At 72.4% G+C, this 18,727-nt stretch carries 14 protein-coding genes; 4 read left to right on the forward strand and 10 right to left on the reverse strand.

All coding sequences use genetic code 11. From position 1 onward, the window contains the following. Positions 1 to 54: 54 nt before the first annotated feature. On the forward strand, positions 55 to 807 hold the full coding sequence (locus tag ACYQ8Q_RS00670; protein ID WP_460060707.1) for a hypothetical protein: 753 nt from the start codon (positions 55 to 57) through the stop codon (positions 805 to 807). A 6-nt stretch (positions 808 to 813) separates the two neighbouring features. Here ACYQ8Q_RS00670 and ACYQ8Q_RS00675 read toward each other — a convergent pair whose 3' ends face one another. From ACYQ8Q_RS00675 to ACYQ8Q_RS00685, 3 genes are read right to left on the reverse strand one after another with little or no spacing between them, the layout of a single operon-like run. Beyond that, positions 814 to 2,721, reverse strand: coding sequence for a CHAT domain-containing protein (locus ACYQ8Q_RS00675; protein ID WP_460060709.1), 1,908 nt, complete (start codon positions 2,719 to 2,721; stop codon positions 814 to 816). Continuing rightward, complete coding sequence (locus tag ACYQ8Q_RS00680; RefSeq protein WP_460060712.1) at positions 2,718 to 3,824, reverse strand: ComEC/Rec2 family competence protein; 1,107 nt, start codon at positions 3,822 to 3,824, stop codon at positions 2,718 to 2,720. Before ACYQ8Q_RS00680 ends, ACYQ8Q_RS00675 begins: the two co-directional genes overlap by 4 nt. A 10-nt stretch (positions 3,825 to 3,834) precedes the next feature. Next, positions 3,835 to 5,103 (reverse strand): CHAT domain-containing protein, encoded by a 1,269-nt coding sequence (locus tag ACYQ8Q_RS00685; RefSeq protein ID WP_460060714.1) that lies wholly within the window; start codon positions 5,101 to 5,103, stop codon positions 3,835 to 3,837. A gap of 105 nt (positions 5,104 to 5,208) precedes the next feature. Between ACYQ8Q_RS00685 and ACYQ8Q_RS00690 the strand changes: the two genes are divergently transcribed. The 3 genes from ACYQ8Q_RS00690 to ACYQ8Q_RS00700 all read left to right on the forward strand — a co-directional run bounded on the left by ACYQ8Q_RS00690 (position 5,209) and on the right by ACYQ8Q_RS00700 (position 10,096). Further along, on the forward strand, positions 5,209 to 7,869 hold the full coding sequence (locus tag ACYQ8Q_RS00690; RefSeq protein WP_460060716.1) for a hypothetical protein: 2,661 nt from the start codon (positions 5,209 to 5,211) through the stop codon (positions 7,867 to 7,869). An 89-nt stretch (positions 7,870 to 7,958) separates the two neighbouring features. Beyond that, positions 7,959 to 9,803 (forward strand): hypothetical protein, encoded by a 1,845-nt coding sequence (locus ACYQ8Q_RS00695; RefSeq protein WP_460060719.1) that lies wholly within the window; start codon positions 7,959 to 7,961, stop codon positions 9,801 to 9,803. After that, positions 9,767 to 10,096 (forward strand): hypothetical protein, encoded by a 330-nt coding sequence (locus ACYQ8Q_RS00700; protein ID WP_460060721.1) that lies wholly within the window; start codon positions 9,767 to 9,769, stop codon positions 10,094 to 10,096. Before ACYQ8Q_RS00695 ends, ACYQ8Q_RS00700 begins: the two co-directional genes overlap by 37 nt. A 53-nt stretch (positions 10,097 to 10,149) precedes the next feature. Here the strand turns inward: ACYQ8Q_RS00700 and ACYQ8Q_RS00705 are convergent, their stop codons facing one another. The 7 genes from ACYQ8Q_RS00705 to ACYQ8Q_RS00735 all read right to left on the reverse strand — a co-directional run bounded on the left by ACYQ8Q_RS00705 (position 10,150) and on the right by ACYQ8Q_RS00735 (position 18,388). After that, positions 10,150 to 10,314: a hypothetical protein gene (locus tag ACYQ8Q_RS00705; RefSeq protein WP_460060723.1), complete on the reverse strand. Its 165-nt coding sequence runs from the start codon at positions 10,312 to 10,314 to the stop codon at positions 10,150 to 10,152. Between the two features lie 102 nt (positions 10,315 to 10,416). Beyond that, positions 10,417 to 12,270 (reverse strand): RICIN domain-containing protein, encoded by a 1,854-nt coding sequence (locus ACYQ8Q_RS00710; protein WP_460060725.1) that lies wholly within the window; start codon positions 12,268 to 12,270, stop codon positions 10,417 to 10,419. Positions 12,271 to 12,343: 73 nt separating this feature from the next. Further along, positions 12,344 to 14,074: an amylo-alpha-1,6-glucosidase gene (locus ACYQ8Q_RS00715; RefSeq protein WP_460060728.1), complete on the reverse strand. Its 1,731-nt coding sequence runs from the start codon at positions 14,072 to 14,074 to the stop codon at positions 12,344 to 12,346. An 80-nt stretch (positions 14,075 to 14,154) separates the two neighbouring features. Then, positions 14,155 to 14,979, reverse strand: coding sequence for a carbohydrate ABC transporter permease (locus ACYQ8Q_RS00720; RefSeq protein WP_460060731.1), 825 nt, complete (start codon positions 14,977 to 14,979; stop codon positions 14,155 to 14,157). Continuing rightward, positions 14,976 to 15,962 carry a carbohydrate ABC transporter permease gene (locus tag ACYQ8Q_RS00725; RefSeq protein ID WP_460060734.1) on the reverse strand — a complete coding sequence of 329 codons (987 nt, stop codon included), beginning with the start codon at positions 15,960 to 15,962 and terminating at the stop codon, positions 14,976 to 14,978. Before ACYQ8Q_RS00725 ends, ACYQ8Q_RS00720 begins: the two co-directional genes overlap by 4 nt. Positions 15,963 to 15,982: 20 nt before the next feature. Continuing rightward, positions 15,983 to 17,230, reverse strand: coding sequence for a sugar ABC transporter substrate-binding protein (locus ACYQ8Q_RS00730; RefSeq protein WP_460060736.1), 1,248 nt, complete (start codon positions 17,228 to 17,230; stop codon positions 15,983 to 15,985). A gap of 144 nt (positions 17,231 to 17,374) precedes the next feature. Then, entirely contained in the window at positions 17,375 to 18,388 is a 1,014-nt protein-coding gene (locus ACYQ8Q_RS00735; RefSeq protein WP_460060738.1) for a LacI family DNA-binding transcriptional regulator, read from the reverse strand. Positions 18,389 to 18,727: the final 339 nt, after the last annotated feature.

Raw genomic sequence — 18,727 nt, forward strand, 5'->3', positions numbered from 1 at the left:
GTATTCCTCATCAGGGCCCGTGGGGGGCGGGCCACGATGAGGGGGTGGTCCGTCGTGGAACAGGGTCTGATCGCCCGTACGTTCAGTCCGTACACGTGGCGGGCGAGGATCCGCCCGGTGCTGATCGCGGCGCTGCCGCCGGCCCTGCCGGTGGTGGTGCTGGTGCCGGACTGGTCGGCCGCGCGCCGGGTGTGGGCGCTCGTGGTGGTGTGCGGACTGCCGCTGCTGCTGGGGCAGTTCAGCCGGTCCCGTGGGCGGCGGCTGGAGCCGGCCCTGTTCGAGCGGTGGGGCGGCAAGCCGTCGGTGCAGCTGCTGCGGTGGCGGGGTCCGACGGGGACCACGCACCTGGCGTATCTGCACGCCCGTATCGAGCAGATCGCGGGACCGCCGCTGCGGCTGCCGTCGGCCGCTGAGGAACGGTCCGACCCGGAGGGCGCCGACGCCGTCTACGAGGTGGCGGGCACGGTGCTGCGGACCCGGGCGCGGGCGCTCGCGGGCAGTGAGCTGGTGGCGGAGGAGAACCGCGAGTACGGCTTCCGCCGCAACGCGCTGGGGCTGCGGCCGCTGGCCCTGGGCGCGGGGGCCGTCGGTCTGCTCGGGACGGTGCTGTACGCGGTGGTGGGCTGGCCGCCGGCCGGTTCCCCGAAGGCCGTGGTGTCGGTGCCGCTGGTGCTCGCGGACCTGGGGCTGCTGCTGTTCTGGCTCCGGACGGTGCGGCCCGCCTGGGTGGAGGAGGCGGCGTGGACGTACGCCCGCCGTCTCATCGAGACGGCGGGCCTGCCCGATCTGGAGTCCCGGACGTCGTAACCGCCGTCAGGCGGTGGCGAGGGCGGGGTGCAGGACCGTGTCGCCGTTGCAGTACAGGGCGTAGAGCAGGCCGAGCGGATTGCGGTGGTCGACGGCGAAGTGCTCCCTGGTGGCACGGACCGCCTCGCCCATCGGCTCGCCGGACAGGAACCGGTCGAAGAAGGCGGTCGCCCAGGCCGCGGCGAACGGTGCGGGTGTGTCCGCCTCGGTGCCGAGCACGCCCCGGGAACGTTCGAGGAAATAGGTGAGGAAGCTCGTCGTGGACGACGACGAGGTGAAGGCGGTACCGCACGCGTTCAGCACGACGATGGGCAGCCCGGGCAGCGCACCGCCGTAGTCGTGGAGGGTGCGCAGGGGGATGCCGCCGTGGGTGGCCTCCACGGCGAGCCTGGCGGAGGCCGGTCCGCCGTCCTCGGGGTCGTGGGCGACGGCATGGCAGTAGAGGTAGAGGATCTCGGCGGGGTCTCCGTCACCGCGCAGGGCATTCAGGACGGTGTCCTGCTGGTCGTGGACGGTGAGGCGGGCCAGCCCCCGGTCCAGGTAGCCGCGCCAGTACCTCTCCTGTCCCAGCACCAGATCGCGTTCGCCGTCCCGGTCGATGCTCCGGTTGAGACCGAGCGTGACGCCGAGGCCCGGCCGGGTGTCGATGGCCACCTCCGTGACGCCGCCGCCCGCGTCGGCGCAGAGGGGGATGCAGTCGACCTGATGACGCAGGCCCAGGATGTGCCGGAAGTCAGCGTCGCGTATGTCCTCGACGGGGCACATGAGATGCCAGGGCAGCAGGGGCTGCTCGGTGATGAACTGCACGCTGCGCGGCGCGGACTCGGCGAGGTAGTCCTGGATCTTCCGCCCCACGGCCTGCAGTTGGGCGTCCGCACGGTCGAAGAACAGGGCGCGGAACATGCGGCAGCCGGCCTTGGCGAGCAGCGTGGTGTACCTCTCGTAGGCGTCCGGCGGCAGTTCGAGCCCCGTCACCGCGCCGCCCTCGGCGAGCGGTCCCCACTCGGCGGCCAGCGTGCGCAGGGGTTCACGGGCTTCGCGGGCCACGGCGTCGAGGTCGACGTCCTTCTTGCGCACGTGCGCCCGGTACGCGTGGCCGATGCCGCCGGACACGACGATCTCGTAACTGCGGCCGTCGGCGGCCGGCCACAGGTGTACGGACAGCCCGCGGTTCCGCTCCCTGCCCATCGCGGTCCGGGACAGGCCGCGCGCGCTCGTGCGCACCGCCCACTCGCTCGCGTTGACGAGCATCGAGTGCACATAGGTGTTGCCGTGGAGGAACACCGCGTGGAACTGGGGAGTGCCGGCCGTGAGCGGTGTCACCCGGAAGCGGGCCCGGTCGGGCGAGGGTCCCTCGCGGGGCACCGTGAGCGTGTCGGAGAGGGGTTCCACCACGGCGTCGGCGCTGTAGACCCGCACGGTCAGGGACACGGGCCAGGCGTCGGGCTCCTCCAGATGCCCGAGGGGCGCCGCGACGGCCGTGTCGCGCGGGGTGTCGGCGAGGTCGAAGGCCAGCACCCACACGCCCGGCACACCCGGGTCGCCGGGCTCGGCGACGGCGTTGATCCACCGGCCGGACGGGCCCGGCGGGGCGTCCTGCAGCAGGACGCCCGCCCGCAGGGCGAGTCGCCGGGCGGGGCGGCTGCCGGTCCCCTCCGCCGTGTCCGCCGCGCGGTCGGTGGGGATGGTCTTGCCGATCAGGGCCGGGGCGAGCCGCTTTTTGACCTCGGCGTGGCCGAGCAGCAGCCGCAGCAGGGCCAGGGCGCGGCGCTCGTACTCCGTCGGCGGTGCCGTCGCCAGTTCCTCCACGGCGGTCAGCAGCCGGGGGCGCAGTTCGGGCCAGTCCTCGCCCACCAGGACCGGCAACTCGTACCAGAGGTCGATGAGTTCGACGAGAGCGGGATCGGGGTTCACTGTGCCCTCTCCGGGTCGGTGTGCGTGCGGGCCACCCGGCCGGGTGTCACCGTCAGGTCGGCGCCCGGCCGGTCCTCGGGCGGGTGGACGGCCCCAAAGCCCCGCTCGGCGGCGAGTTCGGGGCAGGCGTACTCGGTGGTGCTGGGCGAGAGGTAGTTGAACCACAGCACGGGGTCCTCGTACCGCCGCGCGATCCGGGCGACGGCCCGCCGGTCGGGGTGGCCGAAGCGGGCGCCGCTGGTGGAGAACAGCCAGTGGCGGCAGTCCAGTCGGGCGAGGAGTTCCGGGCTGAGGTTGCGGCTGCTGCCGTGGTGCGGCACCTTGCACAGGTCCACCCGGTACGGCCGTCCCCACGGGGTGTCGTCCAGGCGGCGCAGACCGTCGCACAGGGTCTCGGCGTGCGCGTCGGCGCCGAACAGCACACGGGCGCCTTCGTACTCGGCGAGGAAGGCGATGCTCGACCGGTTCGGCACGGAGTCGTCGCGGGCGTAGGGGCGCAGCGCCAGTTCCTCCCAGGCGACACCGGCGTCGCCGCCGCGCAGGACGTCCGGGGGCGCGGGGGTCTCGGGGGCGAGTCGTTCGCGTTCGGTCTCCTCCACCCAGCGCGTCCAGTCCCGGCTCAGGTCCAGCAGGGCGCCTCGCTGGGGGGACAGCAGGGTCAGCCGCAGCCCCCGGACGTCGAATCGGGGCAGCGGCCCGCCGACCGGGACGGCGACGGCGTGCCCGTTGAACCTCGTGTTCCAGGGCTGGTCCACCAGCAGCCGGGAGAAGGTGTCGGCCTGGGCGTGGCTGAGGACGTCGCCGAGGATCTGCCGGTCGCCGTTGAACCAGACCTCGTCCGCGGTGAAGCCTTCCGGCGGATCGCGGAACAGGGGTATCAGGCCGCCGATGTGGTCGGCGTCGAGATGGGTGCACACCACGAGGTCGAAGGCGCGCTCGGCGACCGGCTGTCTGCGGAACCGGGCGGCGAGGCCCTCGGGCAGCCGGCCGCGTCGGCCGGCCCGCCCGCCGTCGACGAGCATGCGGCGGGTGCGTCCTTCGTACGTCCACTCCACCCAGAGGCAGTCGCCCTCATGGGCGGGCAGTGCTTCGACTCTGATCATGTGCGGCCCGTCACGCCCCGAAGTGGCCGAAGCCGGCCCAGGAGTGGAGGTCGGCGAAGGAGCGCTCGTCGTCCTCCTGGAACTCCAGTGCCAGCAGGAGTCCTTCGGTGGTCTCGTCGTCCGGCAGCCAGGGTTCGCCGGCGGCGAGGGCCTGCTGGAGGAAGGCGAACCGTTCGCCGTTGGGTACGTCGCGCAGCCAGACCTGGGCGTCGCGCAGCGCCGTGGCCGGGTGGCCGTGCTCGGTGCGCCAGCGCCGGTAGAAGTCGGTCATGAGGAGCGCGGCCGGTACGTCGGGCAGCGACCACATGGCGGCGACGACGCCGGCGACGCCCGCCTGGAGCAGTCCGCCGGGCAGCGACACCACCTCGTCCGGCAGGACGGTGCCCGGCAGATACGACTCGCAGGCGGACAGGACGGCCAGGCGGAGCGTCAGCCGCAGCGTCAGCAGGTCGCGCAGCCGCAGTTCGTCCGTGCCGGCCAGCAGCAGTCCGCTGTCCAGCGGGGTGAGCAGATTCGCCTGCCCGTGACAGGCGAAGTGCGCGGCATCGGCGTCGGCGAGGGCGTCGCGGGCCGCGGCGGCGTGGGCTGCCGGGCCGCGCAGCACGGTCGTACGGCCCGGGAACCCGGCCGCCGCCGCGCGGGCCTCCTGCTCGGCCGAGCCCAGGGGCGGCCGTCCGGCCGGGTCCACGACGACGGCCAGCCGCTCGACGCGGCCCCCGGCCCGTGCGCGGGCCGAGGTCAGGGAGCGGGCGTTGGGCACATAGCTGAGGACGAGGTCGTCGAGGGCGTACCGGCGTCCGGTGGGCGTCGCCGTGTCCTCGGTCCAGGCCGCGTGCAGGGGCAGCAGTCCGAGCAGGCCGCCGGCCACCAGGACGGCCCCGTCAAAGGCGCGCAGGGTGTCGCAGACCGGGCCCATGAGGTCGTCCCACAGCCAATTCGTGGTCGTCTCCAGGGACTTCTCCCACTGGGTCAGCCGTCCGGCGCGGTCGGCCGCGTACGCCCGGTGGGCGTCGTCGTGGGCGCGCGCCCGGGTGCGCACCGCCTCGGCGGTCAGGTCGGGCAGGTTCACCTGGCCTACGTCGTGGTCGTGCACGACAAGGGCGACCCCGCCGCGTTCGGCCGCCGAGAGGTACACCAGCGGCTGCTCCTCGGCGGCGCGGTGGACGTCCTCCTCGGTCGGTTCGGGCAGGAAGTCCTCGAACCCGTCGAGCTGCCGGATCTCGTCCACGACGGCGTCGAGTTCGCGCCTGGCCGCGCGGATCTCCTCGAAGCGGTCCACCCCATCACCCCCAGCACCGTCGGCTCCTTCACCGATCCGGTGGCACTCAGCGTAGATGAACGCTCACACTGGGGAGGCGAGTCGACCGTCCGAGAGGGAGTGCCCGTGACCGACGACCGGGCCGAGGCGGCGTACCGGGCACGTGACCGGTACGAGAAGACGGGTGATCCGGAGGCGGCCCGCGAGGCCGTGGAACTGCTGCGGGCACTGGCGCTGGAGGAGCATGTCGTGGCACATGTGGACGAGTTGGGCGGTGCGCTGCTCGATCTCTACGAGGCGGAGGGCGAGTTCGCGGTGCTCGCCGAGGCGCTGGAGACGCACGAGGAGCATGTGCAGCTCGTCCGGGACGCCGACTCGCTCAACAACCTGGGCAACTGCCTGCGCGTCTGCCACGACGAGACGGGGGACGAGCATCTGCTGGAGCGGGCGCGGGAGGTCCTGGAGGAGGCCGCCGGATTGTCCCCGGCGGACGCCACGGTCCTGGACAACCTCGGTCTCGTCCTGACCGACCTGTACGACGCCGAGGGCGAACCCGCGCTGCTCGACCGCGCCCTGGAGCTGCACACGCGTGCCGTGCTGCTCGGCGCCGCCGAGGATCCCCACCATCTGCTGCACGTGGCGAATCTGTCCTCCGCCCACATGTACCGCTACGACCGCGCCGGCGACCCGGCCGATCTCGAGGCCTGGGCCGAGGGCTGCGCCCGGGCGGTGACGCTCACCCCCGCCGGATCCCCGGACCTGCCGCTGCGACAGGCCAATCTGGCCCTCGCCCTGCTGGAACGCCACGCCCGCCACGGCTCCCCCGCCGATCTGTCCGACGCCGTGCACGCCGCCCGGCGGGCCCTCGACACGAGTCCCGTCGGCGCCCCCGACCGGCCCCGGCAGGCCGGTGTCCTCGCGAACGCGCTGATCCGGAGGTACCACGAGGAAGGCGACCCGGGGGACCTGGACGAGGCGACCGTCTTGCTGCGCGCGGCCACCGCGGATCGTCCCCAGGGCCACTCCGGTTCGCCGCACCTCTGGAACAACCTCGCCCGCACCCTCCTGGAGCGCTACGAACGCGACGCGGACCCGGCCGAGTTGGAGGAGGCCGTCGAGGCGGCCGAGCACGCCGTGGGCCTGCTCGACGGGCCCGAACCACTGCTGCCGCACTGTCTGGACACGCTCGGCACGGTGTTCACCGCGCGCTATCTGCACCACGGCGACGAGGAGGACCTGGAGCGGGCCGTGGCCTGTCTGGAGCGGTGCGCCGTGCTGACCGACGAGGCGGCCCCGGCCCTGCCCGGCAGGCTCACCGCTCTGGCGATCGCGCTGGCGTACCGCTATGAGCACACCTGGGAGATCGCCGATCTCGACCGCTGCGTCGGCCTGTTCGACACGGTCGCCGAGCTGCGCCCCGAGCGCCCCGGTCCCGCAGACCTCAACAACCTTGCGCGCGGCAGGATCCGGCGCCACCAGCGCACCGGGGCACCCGAGGACCTGGCGTTCGCCCTGGACCAGCTGGAAGCGCTGGTGGCGGCCACACCCGAACGGGCCCCCGGCCTCCCGCTGTACCTGGAGAACCTGGCCGAGGCCCTGCGGCTGCGGCACGAGTCCACCGGGGCGGCCGACGACCTGGAGCGGGCCGTGGCGACGCTGCGCCGGGCCCTGCGGCTGCTGCCGTCGCGCGCCTCCCGGCGGCCGGACACGCTGGGCGCTCTGGGCAACGCGCTGCTCGACCGGTTCGGCGCGACGGGCTGGGTCGTCGACCTCGACGAGGCGGTCGCCCTGCACCGCGAGGCACTCGCCGCGCTCCCCGCGGACGCGCCGGGCCTCGCCGGAGCCCTCAACGACCTGGCGAACGCCGTGCGGGAGCGCCATCAGCACCTCGACGCGCCGCACGACCTGGACGAGGCGATCACCCTGCTGAACACGGCGGTCACCCTGGCCGGCCGCACGACCCCCGACCGGCCGGTGTTCCTCGACAACCTCGGCAACGCCCTCATGGACCGCTACGAACGCGACGCCGACCCGGACGACCTCGACACGGGTCTCGCCGCCCATGCCGAGGCCCTGGACCTGGTGCCCCCGTCGGCGCCGGAACGCGGCCGGATCGCCGCCAACACCGGGGGCGCGCTGTGGCACCGCTGGCGGCTGAGCGGCGGGCGGGAGGACCTGGACGAGGCGATCTCCCTGCTGCGGGAGGCAGTCGACGCGACGCCCCCGACGTCCCCGAACCGTCCGCTGCGGCTGAACAACCTCGGCTGCCTCCTGCGCGACCTGCACGGCCTCACCGGGACGGAGGACGACCGGCGGGCCGCCGCGGCGACGCTGGAGGAGGCGTGCTGGTCGGGGGCGGAGCGCGGGCCGCGCTGGGCCCTGGAGGCGGCGCGCAACTGGGGTAGCTGGGCCACGGCGCGCGGGGCGTGGCCGGAGGCGGCCGACGCCTACCGGTTCGGACTCGACGCCCTGCTCACGGCATACCGCGGCCAGGGGATGCGCCGGCACCGGGAGAGCTGGCTGAGGATCGCCGACCGGCTGCCCGCGGACGCGGCCGAGGCGTATCTGCGCGCTGGTGACGTCCCGGATGCCGTGCGGGCCCTGGAGGCGGGCCGGGCGGTGCTGCTCAGCGAGGCGCTGCTGACCGGGGACACCGCTCTCGAACGGCTGGCTGCCGCGGGACACGGCGCGATGGCCGACCGCTACCGCCGTCTCGCGGACCGGCTCGCCCGGCTGGAGAACCCGCGCGACGACACCCGGTCGCACACGGCCGGACGCCCGTGGTGAGCCGGGCACCCACGACGGGTCGGCCGGACGCGGTGGGCCGGACTGCCGCTGTCGTGCGGCGGCTTCGGGACTGGCGTCTGGAGCGGCTGATGGACCGTTTCCTGTCCTGCGCGGACTGGGCGGGCGCCGAGCGGCTGGTGGCCTCGCGGCCGCGGCTGACCGGGGACGAGGCCCTGGCCCTGCTCGTCTCATGGGAGGAGGATGCGCGGTCCGACGCCGACCACACCACCGCGGACACCTACGAGTACCACCGGCTGCTCCTTGAGCGGTGCCGGGGCGAGGGGCCGGCCCGGGTGTTCGGCGAACTGACGGCGGCCGACCCCGCGCAGGAGCGGTGGGAGGAGCTGGTGGAGGCCGCGCTGGACGCGCTGGACCGGGCGGCCGGGTCCGGGCACCGTGACGACCTCGACACCGCCGTGGACCACTGCGAGCGGGCCGCCGACCGCTGCGTCACCGCGCCGCAGCGCGTGGTGGCGTACGGCCACCTCGGTGTCGCCCTGCTGCGTCGTGCCGACCGCGTGGGCTCGGCGGAGGACGTGGGCCGTGCCGTCGGCCTCCTCGACACCGTGTACGCGCTGACCCCGCCCAGCACCCCCGAACGGCTCGACGCGGTCACCAACCTGGCCTGGGCGCTCGAACTGCGGCACCGGGTCGACCGGCGCCCCGCGGCCCTGGACCGGGCAGCGGAGCTGCTGCGCCGGGTGGTGGAGCGCGAGGAGCCCGCGGACCCCGACGGTCCGTGGCCGACCGGCGCGCGCGACGCCGACATGCTGACCAGTATCGCGTCCGTGCTGCGCACCCGGTACTTCGCCACCGGCTCCCCCGCCGATCTGGCCGACGCCGTCGTGTGGTTCGAGCGGGCGGTACAACACGACGACCGGTCCGCGCGGGCGTTGGGCAACCTCGGGGTGGCCCTGTCCGAGTTCTTCGGGTGCACCGGCTCCGTCCGGGATCTGCGCCGTGCGGAGGAGTGTCTGCGGGAGTCGCTCGCCGGGACGGACGCCCACTCGCCCGAACGATTGGCCCGGCTCGCGCACTTGGCTTCGGTGCTCGCCGACCGTTACGTCCACGAGGGCAGGGACGCGCTGGACGAGGCCGTGGCGCTGTACACCGAGGCCGAGCGTGCCGCGCCGCCGGGATCGCCGGAGCACGCGGCCCACAGCAGCGGGCTGGGCACCGTCCTGCTGACCCGGCACGAACGCCACGGCGACCTGGCCGATCTGCGGGAGGCGGTGCGCGCCCACGAGCGGGCGGCGACCGCGCCGGGCCCCGAACGGGACGACGAGGCCCTGTACCTGGATCAGTGGGGGGCGAGTCTGCGGCTGAGCGCCCGGCGTCTCGACGACGCGGCCGAGGCGCACCGGGCGGTCGGGCTGCACGAGCGGGCCGTCGCCCTGACCGGCGACGGCTCGCCCGATCTGCCCCTGCGCCGGGGCAACCTCGCCGCGGCGCTGCGGCTGCACGCCGAACTGGCCGGGGACCGCGCCTCCTTGGAGCGGTCGGTGGAGGTCCACGAGCAGGTCCGGCGGACGGTCGGCGAGGAGTCGCCGTACACGGCCGCGGTGTTGACCAACCATGCCGCGGCGCTACGTGCCTCGGCGCGGCGGACCGGGCAGCGCCCGCCGCTCGACGAGGCGATCGGGACACTGCGCCGTGCCGTCCGCGCCACTGCGCCGGACGCTCCCGAACGGGGCGGCAGGCTCACCGAGTTGGGTCACGCCCTCGCCGATCGCGGACAGTCGGGGGACGCCGCGGAGGCCGTGCGCGCCTACCGGGAGGGCTGCCGGCTCGCCGACCCGGACAACGTACCGGTGCGGCTGGTGGCCGGCCGCGCCTGGGGCGCCTGGGCGACGCGCAGGGGGCCCACGAAGAGGCCGCGGAGGCGTTCGACCACGCGGTGGACGCCGTCGACCTGCTCGTCCGGACACAACTGACCCGCCCCGCCGCGGAGATCTGGCTGGCGCGGGCGACCGAGGTGGCCGCGGAGGCCGCGCACGCCCACGCGGCGGCGGGCGCCCCCGCGCGGGCGGTCCTGCGCCTCGAACGCGGCAGGGCCCGCCTGCTGACCGCCGCGCTGCGCACGGCCGACACCGATCTGCGGCGGCTGCGCGGCACCGACCCCGACCTGGCCGAACGCTTCCGGCGCGCGGCGGCCCGGCTGCACGGCCTGCAGCACGCCGCCCCGCCCCGCGCCCCGGAGCACGGCGGCTCCCCGCCCACGCCCTGAGAACGGCCGCACCCGGCCGCTCCCCCTGTCCGGCCTGCGTACGGGGGCCATGGTCACACCTCTTCGGTCGGCATCATCCAGAGTCCGCCGACCGAGGCGTGGCGGGGACGGGTGAGCCTGCAGACGACGCCGTCGGCGATCTCCTCGGACGCCGGTTCGGTGAGCGCTCCGCCGTTGGTCTGCCACGCGCGGAGTTTCGCCGCCTCGGTCGCTCTCACGCCGGCCGGTTGACGTCGGCCGGTCAGGTCAGAGCCACCGTGGTGTCGCGGCCGTCCGCTGCGATGCGGACGGCCGCGCATGCCCTCGGGCGCCGCAGGCTGTCAGACCTTGCCGAGCAGGCGCCAGATCTGGTTCTTCTTGGTGCTCAGAGCGCTCGCCGAGTCACAGGTCCACTGGTGGATCAGGGCGCCGGCCGTGGTGGAGACGTTGCTGACGTCGACGCACTTGCCGCTGTGCACGGCGACCAGCTGGTAGTCCTGGCTGTTGCCGAGGGCGGTGACCGGGTTGAGGGTGAACTGCTGGTTGGTGCCGCCGTTGCAGGTGTACTGGCCGACGGCGGCTCCGTCGGCGGTGGAGGCGCCGGAGACGTCGAGGCACTTGCCGCTGAGTTCGTCGACCACGGTGTAGGTGTTGGTCTTGCCGCTCACCGGCTTGAGGTCGAGCATCTGCTGGTAGCCGCCCTCGCAGTGGTACTGCTGGTACTGGGTGCCGTTGGCGGTGCTCAGGTTGGTGTCGTCCAGGCACTGGCCGCTGTTCTGGCTGACGGCGACCGTGGAGATGGTCGTGTTCGATGGCGGCAGCAGGGTGACGGTGTAGCCGTCCTTGGCGTTGGTGAACGGGACGCTGACCGAGGCGGCGTTGTCGCTCACCGTCAGGGTGGTGTCGGAGACGGTCGTCGGCCCGGTGACGGCGGCACCGCTGTTGTACGGGACGCGCTGGACGACCGCGCGCACCTTGCCGCTCTCGACCACCGAAGTCGTGTTCAGCCCGGTGAGGTTGACGGTGACCGTCCCGGTGTTGCCGCTGCTGCCGAGCAGGATTTTGGCGTTCTTGGCGGTGTTGTCCTTGGTGGCCAGGCCGTCGGTGCCGGTGCCCGGTATCAGGTTGACGATGTTGCCGGTCTGCGAGCCGTAGTAGCGGTACATGAACCACTCGCCCAGCGGCAGGTACTGGCCCACGCTGTTCTTGGTGAGCAGATTCGCCTCGTAGTCGTGCAGCCTGGTGCCCGAGGCCCAGTTGCCGCGCAGCCCATCGGCACCCGCACGTTCCAGACGGCCGATGAACCACGCGCCGCCGCCCGGGGACTGCATGGACGCGGTGGCGTACTCGTTGATCTGGTACGGCCGTGTGTGGGGCAACCCCGCCGCGGTGAGGGTCGAGTTGGCGCGGCCCACGTCGGTGACGGGATCACCCGGCTCGTCGTGCCAACTCCAGATGTCCGGTGCGACGTTGTTGGCCTTGACGTAGCTCAGGTACGCCGTCCACCAGGAGTTGGACGAGTTCGGCTGGCCGGCGATGCTGGGTCCGACGATCAGCTGGCTCGGGAACGCGGCCCTGACCCTGGCGTGGAACCGGGACCACATCTGCAGGTACTGGCTCTGCGAGGCACCCCAGAAGCCGCTGCCGTCGGGCTCGTTCCACAGATCCCACTGGACGGACATGTTGTTCGCCTTGACGTCGCTGATCAGCTGGGTGACGAAGGCGTCGAACTGCGTCCAGTCACCGTTGTCGCCGGGCCAGCCCTGGCTGGTCGTACCGTCGGCGCCCCACAGGTCGTGGGGGAGCAGCACGAACGTGCCGCCCAGGGAGGCGGTCCGCTTGTACTCGGCGAGGGTCGAGGCCCAGCGGGTCCGGTAGTCGGCGAGGCTGGTGGCGTAGCCGCCGCTGTTGAGCTGCGCGCCGCCGGCCCGCATGAAGTGCCACTTGATGTCCTTGAAGAAGTGGTCCTGTGGCAGCGAACCGTCCGGGGTCATCCCGTAGATCGTCCCGGAAGCGTGGTACGTGGGCGAGCCTCCGGCGGTGGCGAAATCGACGGTGACGCTGGTGTCGGCGGCCTGGGAGGGGGTGGCGGGCAGCAGGGTCGAGGCCAGGGCTGCCATGAGGACGGCACTGGCGAAGGCTGTTCGGCGCCTGGCGCGGGGGGCCGGTCCGGGGAGCGAGGAGAGCGACTTCATGGTGCGGCTCCTGGGAGGGGGAAGGAGACGGACCGGGGCCCGAGAGGCCCCGGGGCTGGCGGGAGACGGCCGGTCAGCGGCCGTCCCGGTGCGCGTGCGCCTGCGCGAGCAGGAGGTAGCTGCTGGCGGTCCAGGTGTAGGCGCGGTCGCGCAGGCCCGTTCCGGTGAGGGCGTCGAAGTTCTCGGCGAAGCCGTGGGTCTCGCACAGGGCGCGGAAGCGGGCGCTGATGTCGTCGGCGAGGCGGTGGTGGCCGGCGCGGCGCAGACCGTCCTCGACGAGGACGGTGGCGGGGGCCCAGACGGGACCGCGCCAGTAGCCGTCGGCGAGGTAGTGCGGCGAGGTGGTCCGTTCGGTGGCGAGGCCGTACGGCGTCAGGTGGGCCTTGATGTGGTCGCCCAGCGCGCTGCCGACGTCCTCGGGCAGGTGCTCGCCCAGCACCACCGGCATCAGGTCGAGGAGGCTGGCGCTGCTCCAGGTGTCCCCCGTGTCGGCCCCGCGCGCGACGAACCGGTCGCCGGTCCACAGCTGGTCGAACAGCGCGGCCTGAGTTCCCTCGGCCGTGCGCGTCCACCGCGCCGCCTCCTCCGGTTCATCCAACTCCGTTGCCAACTCGGCGAGTTCATGCAGCTGAAGAACCAGGAAGGCGGCCAGGTCGGCGGTGATGACCACACGTTCCGGGTCGAAGGTGGTGGCGTTGTCCCAGCCGCTGTCGTTGCCGTGCTGGTAGTAGGGCAGTTGGGCTCCGGGGGCGCGCCTGGCGGTGAGCCAGAAGTCGGTCCAGCGCGCCAAGCGGCCGTAGGTCGCCGCCAGTTCGGTCCGGCTGGGCGGCGTCGGCAGTCGGCGGCGCAGACGGCCGAAGGCCCAGCCGTGGATGGGCGGCTTGACGAAGTTGTACAGGACCTCGGAGTGGGTGACGGAGTCGGGCAGCGCGCCGGCGGCGTCCTGGTGGTCGAAGGGGAGGTGGAACTGGTCCAGGGCCAGTTCCGGTGAACCCGGCGCCAGGGCGAGGGCGTTGAAGCAGTGGTCCCAGCTCCAGACCTTGTCCATCCAGTGCTTGGACATCAGCACCGCGGGCCGGGTGACCAGGCCCTTCGGCTGCACGGTCGCCGACCAGAGGACGTAGGCGGCGAGTTCGGCGGCCGGGGTGGCCGCCGAGCGCCAGGGGGCCACCGCGTCGACGAAGTCCGCGAACGCGGTCCGTGCGGACTGCACGATCTCGTCGAAGCCCGCCGTGGGCTCGTACGGCGGCCGGGCGGTGTCGAGTTCCTCGATCGCGAGCTCCCAGACTCCGTCCGCCGTGCACGTGACGCCACGGCGGGCGCTGCCCAGGGCCTGGCCTCCGACCGCCTCGGCGACGGTTCCGGACAACAGGGTCACGCGATAGCGGCGTCCGGTCTCGTACGACGTGAACACATGAGCGCCCGCCGCCGGATCGTGGAAGAAGTACGTGCCGCTGAACGGCGTCAGGGTCGGGGCCGCGGCGAGGACTCCGATACCCAGTCCGCTCCCCCGCAGCCGCACGGTGTCCTGCGACTCGTAGGCGAGGTCGACGCGTCCGCCGTCGCCGACCCAGCTGAGCAGGCCCGGCGTCGCCTCGGCACGGGTCTCGGCGCGGTCGCCCGTCGCCCGGTTCAGCGGGACCAGGCGCAGGACGCCATGCATGCCGTTCTGGTGCGAGACGAGGTGGAGGTCCTCGGCGTACGTCTTCTCCGCGATCACGGGCGAGATGTCGAACCAGGATCCGTAGGTACTGAACGGGATGTCGTGGACCGAGAAGGCCGGGCCGGACGAGGCGGCGGTCATGGGGCGTGACTCGTTTCTGGAGCAGGGGCAACGGCCGGCTGACGCGCCGTGGGCTCAGCCGTCTTGCCGGAGGGGGAGACTCAGTCCTTGACGGCGCCGGCGGTCACGCCGGCGGCGATGTGGCGCTGGGCGAGGACGAGGATGACCGCGGCCGGGAGGGAGGCGACGACGGCGGTGGCCATGATGGCGTTCCACTGCTGGTTGTTGTTGCCGATGTAGTGGTAGATGCCGAGCGTGATCGGCTCGTGGGCGCCTCCGTTGACGAGGGTGCCGGCGAGGACGAAGTCGGACCAGGACCACAGGAAGGCGAAGAGGGACACGGTGACGACGGCGTTGCGGCTGATCGGCAGGACGATGGACCAGAAGGTGCGCAGCGGCCCGGCGCCGTCGGTCGTGGCGGCCTGGAGGAGTTCGCCGGGGATGCCGGACATGAAGGCGGTGAAGACGAGGACGCCGAAGGGGACGGCCAGGGTGGAGTCGGCGACGATCAGGCCGGGGACGGACTGGAGCAGTCCGAGCTGGAGGTAGATGGCGTAGAAGCCCATCGCCATGATGATGCCGGGGATCATCTGGGCCGCGAGGAGCACGAAGGTGAGGATGCCGCCGCCGTGCGGGCGCAGCTTGGCCAGGGCATAACCGGCGGGCGCGGACAGGGCCACGGTCAGCGCGACGGTGCCCAGGCCGATGACGAGGCTGGTGCCGAGGTAGGGCAGCTGCTCGTCGAGCACGGTGCGGTAGCCGGCCAGGGTGCCGTGCAGCGGCAGCAGGTCCGGTGGGCTCTTGCGCATGTCCTGGTCACGGGTGAGGGAGACGTTGACCATCCAGTAGACCGGGAAGAGCATGACCGCGGTCAGCAGGACGCCGATCGTGGTCTTCACCCCCGTACGCCTGCGGCTTCGGCTCATGCCGGCGCCTGCTTTCTCTGGGCCCGGACGTACACCAGGCCGAAGACCAGGGCGGCGACCACGAGCAGGTTGCCGACGGCCGCTCCCGGGCCGAAGGCCGGCAGGAGGTTGCCGAAGCCGAGCTGGTAGGACCAGGTGGCGAACGTGGTGGACGAGTCCGCCGGACCGCCCTTGGTCATGATCCAGATGATGTCGAAGACCTTGAGTGTGTAGATCAGCCCGAGCAGCAGGGTGATCGCGGACACCGGGCGCAGCAGCGGGAAGGTGACCCGCCAGAAGCGCTGCCAGGCGTTCGCCCCGTCGATCGCGGCGGCCTCGTACAGGCTTGCCGGGATGGACTGCAGTCCGCTGTGGAGGACGACCAGGTTGAAGGGGACGCCGATCCAGATGTTGGCGATGATCACCGAGGTCAGCGACCAGGACGGCGAGGTCAGCCAGTTCACCGGACCGATGCCGACGGCGTGCAGGGCCGCGTTGACGACGCCCGACTCGCTGCTCAGCATCCACGACCAGGTGGACGCGGAGACGATCAGTGGCAGCAGCCACGGTACGAGGAACAGGGCGCGCAGGGTCGCGGAGAGCCGGAAGTTCTGGTGGAAGAAGACCGCGAGGGCGAGCCCGATGGCGTACTGGAAGACCAGGCAGACGGCGGTGAAGATCGCGGTGTGCAGGAGAGCGGGGGCGAAAGCCGGGTCGGCGAGGACTTTGCGGTAGTTCGCCAGGCCGGTGAAGGGGGCGTCGCCCTGGACGAAGGAACGGACGGTGTAGTCGCGCAGGCTCAGGTCGAGGTTGCGGTAGAGCGGATAGGCGTAGAAGAGGGCGAGGTAGACGGTCACCGGGGCGAGGAAGGCCCAGGCGGCCCACTGGGTGGAGGCGGGCCGACGGCGTTGCGGGCCGCGGGCCGCGGGTGGGGTGGCGGCGAGCACCGCCCCGTTCCGGACGCGCTCGGACCGCAGGTCCGGGAGTCTTGTCGTGTGGTTCATCAACGACCCTTGTGGTCGGCCTACTTGGCGGCGGACTGCGCCTCGGACAACGCGTCCTTGGGTGACTTGGACCCGCTGAGGGCGGACTGGACGGCCTTCCACATCTGCTCGGAGATCTTGGGGTACTTGGTCCCCAGGTCGTCACTGGTGCGGCCCTTGGCCGCCTTGACCGCGTCGACCCACGGCTTCAACTCGGCGTTCGCGGCTTCCTGCTTGTTCTGGACCTCGCTGGTGGGGGCCACGTAGGACAGCGTGGTGTCTGTGGTGTACAGGTTGTCCCCGCTGGTCAGGCAGGTCACCAGCTTCTGGGAAGTGGGGTAGCGGGCGGAGTCCTTCTGGACCGGGATGGTCACGAACTCGCCGCCGGTCGGGGCCGCGGCGTTGCCGCCCGTGGAGTCGGGGATGGGCAGGACTCCGTAGTCGAAGCCGGCCTTCTTGGCGTTGGCGAGCTGCCAGGTACCGTTCTCGCTGAACGCGTAGTCGCCGCTGGCGAACTCCTGCCAGCTGGTGGTCTGGGTGTTGTTGAGGACCGAGTTGGGGGCGTAGCCCTGCTTCAGCCAGTCCTTCCACAGGGAGAGCGCCGACACGGCCTGGGCGGAGTCGAGTTCGGTCAGCTTGGCTCCCGATCCCCAGAACCAGGGCAGGAACTGGAAGCTGCCCTCCTCGGTGCCGATGGCCGAGAAGGTGATGCCCTTCTTGCCGGCCTTCCTGACCTTGGCCAGTGCCGCCGTCAGGGTGTTCCAGTCCTTGACCGAGGCGATGTCCACTCCGGCCTTCTTCAGCACGTCCTTGTTGTAGTAGAGGGCAAGAGTGTTGGCGCCGATCGGCGTGCCGTAGGTCTTGCCGCCCGACTGGCCGGCCGCGAGCAGGTTGGGGTCGACCTTCGAGGTGTCCAGCTGGTTGTCGTCGGTCGTGGTGAGCACGCCGGCCTCGGCCAGCGTCGACACCACGGGGTTGTCGACGATGAGGATGTCCGGGGAGTTGCCCTGCTGTGCGGCGAGCAGCGTCTTGTTGCCGAGGTCGCTGGTGTCGAAGGCGGTCCGCTTGATCTTTACTCCGGCCTTGGTGCCGCACTGGTCCAGCAGCTTCGCCCAGTCCGAGGTCTTGTCGAACTGCGGGTACGGGTCCCAGATGGTGTACGTCCCGCTGCCCGCGCCCTTGCTGTCGGTGCTGCCCGAGCCGGAGGAGCAGGCGGTGGCGCTGACGGCCACGGCGAGGGCGGTCACGGCTGCGGCGGTCAGACGGCGCTGTCCGGAGGAGCTGTTCATGGGGAGGGTTCCTTTGTTTTGGGCATGCGGGTGCCGAGGCACGGGGTGGTGAGGAGTGGCGGGCACGGCGAACCGCACCGTGGAGCGGTTCGCGCGTCCGGTGAAGTGAGGCGAGGTGGGGTGACGAGGACTACGTGGGTGCGGTCAGGAGGCTGTGACGGGTCCGGTGCTGGCGCGCAGGGAGATGGGCGGTGCGAGGAGGTGGTGCCGGGGCGGCGCGCCGGGGTCGTCGAGCCGCTCCACCAGCAGGTCGACGGCGCGCCGGCCCATCTCCTCCGCCGGTACGTCGGCGGCGGTGAGCTGCGGGGTCACCGTCTCCGCCCAGCGGCCGGCGACGACCCCGGTGACGGAGAAGTCGCGCGGCACATGGCGGCCCGCCTGGGCAAGTCCCCGGTAGAGCCCGCCCAGCGCGGCCTCGTTGAGCGTGACCAGGCCGGTGGTGGCCGGCTCGTCGTGCAGGATCTGTTCCAGGCAGGTCTGCCCGGATGCCGCGTCGTCCCCGCAGCAGTACGTCCGCACGGTCAGCCCGCGCTCGGCCGCGGCCTTGGTGAAGCCGTCCAGGCCGCGGTGCGCGGACTCGTATCCGGCCCGCAGCAGTTGCTCGGGACGGTTGACGAAGGCGACCCGGCGGTGGCCGAGGTCGGCCAGGTGGTGCACGCAGGCCGCGGCGAGCGCGGTGTGGTCCAGGCCGACCCACCAGCCGCCCTCCGGGTGGGCGGTACGGCCGATGGCGACGGCGGGGAAGTCCAGCTCGGCCAGGTGGTCGACCCGGTCGTCCTGGAGCCTGATCTCCATCAGGATCGCCCCGTCGACCCGCCGCTCCCCCAGCAGCCGCTGGAACGAGCGGTCGCTGTCCACGCCGCTCGGTGAGAGCAGCACGTCGTAGTCGTGGGCCGCCGCGGCCTCCACCACGCTGCCGATGAAGTCCAGCTGCATGCCGGTGTAGTGGTTGCCGGCCGGCGGGAAGACCAGTCCGATCGTGTTGGTCCGACCGTTGGCCAGGGCACGTGCGCTGGCGTTCGGGCGGTAGCCCAACTCGTCGATGACCTGCTGGATCTTCCGGCGGGTCTCGTCCGAGACCGGGCGCTTGCCGCTCAGCGCGTACGACACGGTGCTCCGCGAGACACCGGCCCTGCGGGCGATCTCACCGATGTTCACGGGTGGCTCCTAGCTCGAACCGGTTCGACTTCTCTACGGAGAGCGTACTCATGGGTGCATGACGGTGTCGGTTGAACGCGACTCGGATCCATCGTCGAACCGGTTCGCGTGAAGTGAAGGTAGGAACTGACACATCGGCTGTCAACACCCCCGGGTGAAACCTTCGGATCCCGCAGAAGGTCCGCATTTCTTCCGGCCGAGGGGATTGATGGCCGGGACTCCCGGTGTTAGCTTCCCCGAACCGGTTCGATGAAGTGATCCTTCTGACGACCGCGGGCCCGTGCCCGCGCCTCCCCTGAAGCACTGGCCCCCACCTCTCCGACAAGCCGAGCTCCCCAG

Source organism: Streptomyces sp. YKOK-I1, assembly GCF_054660435.1.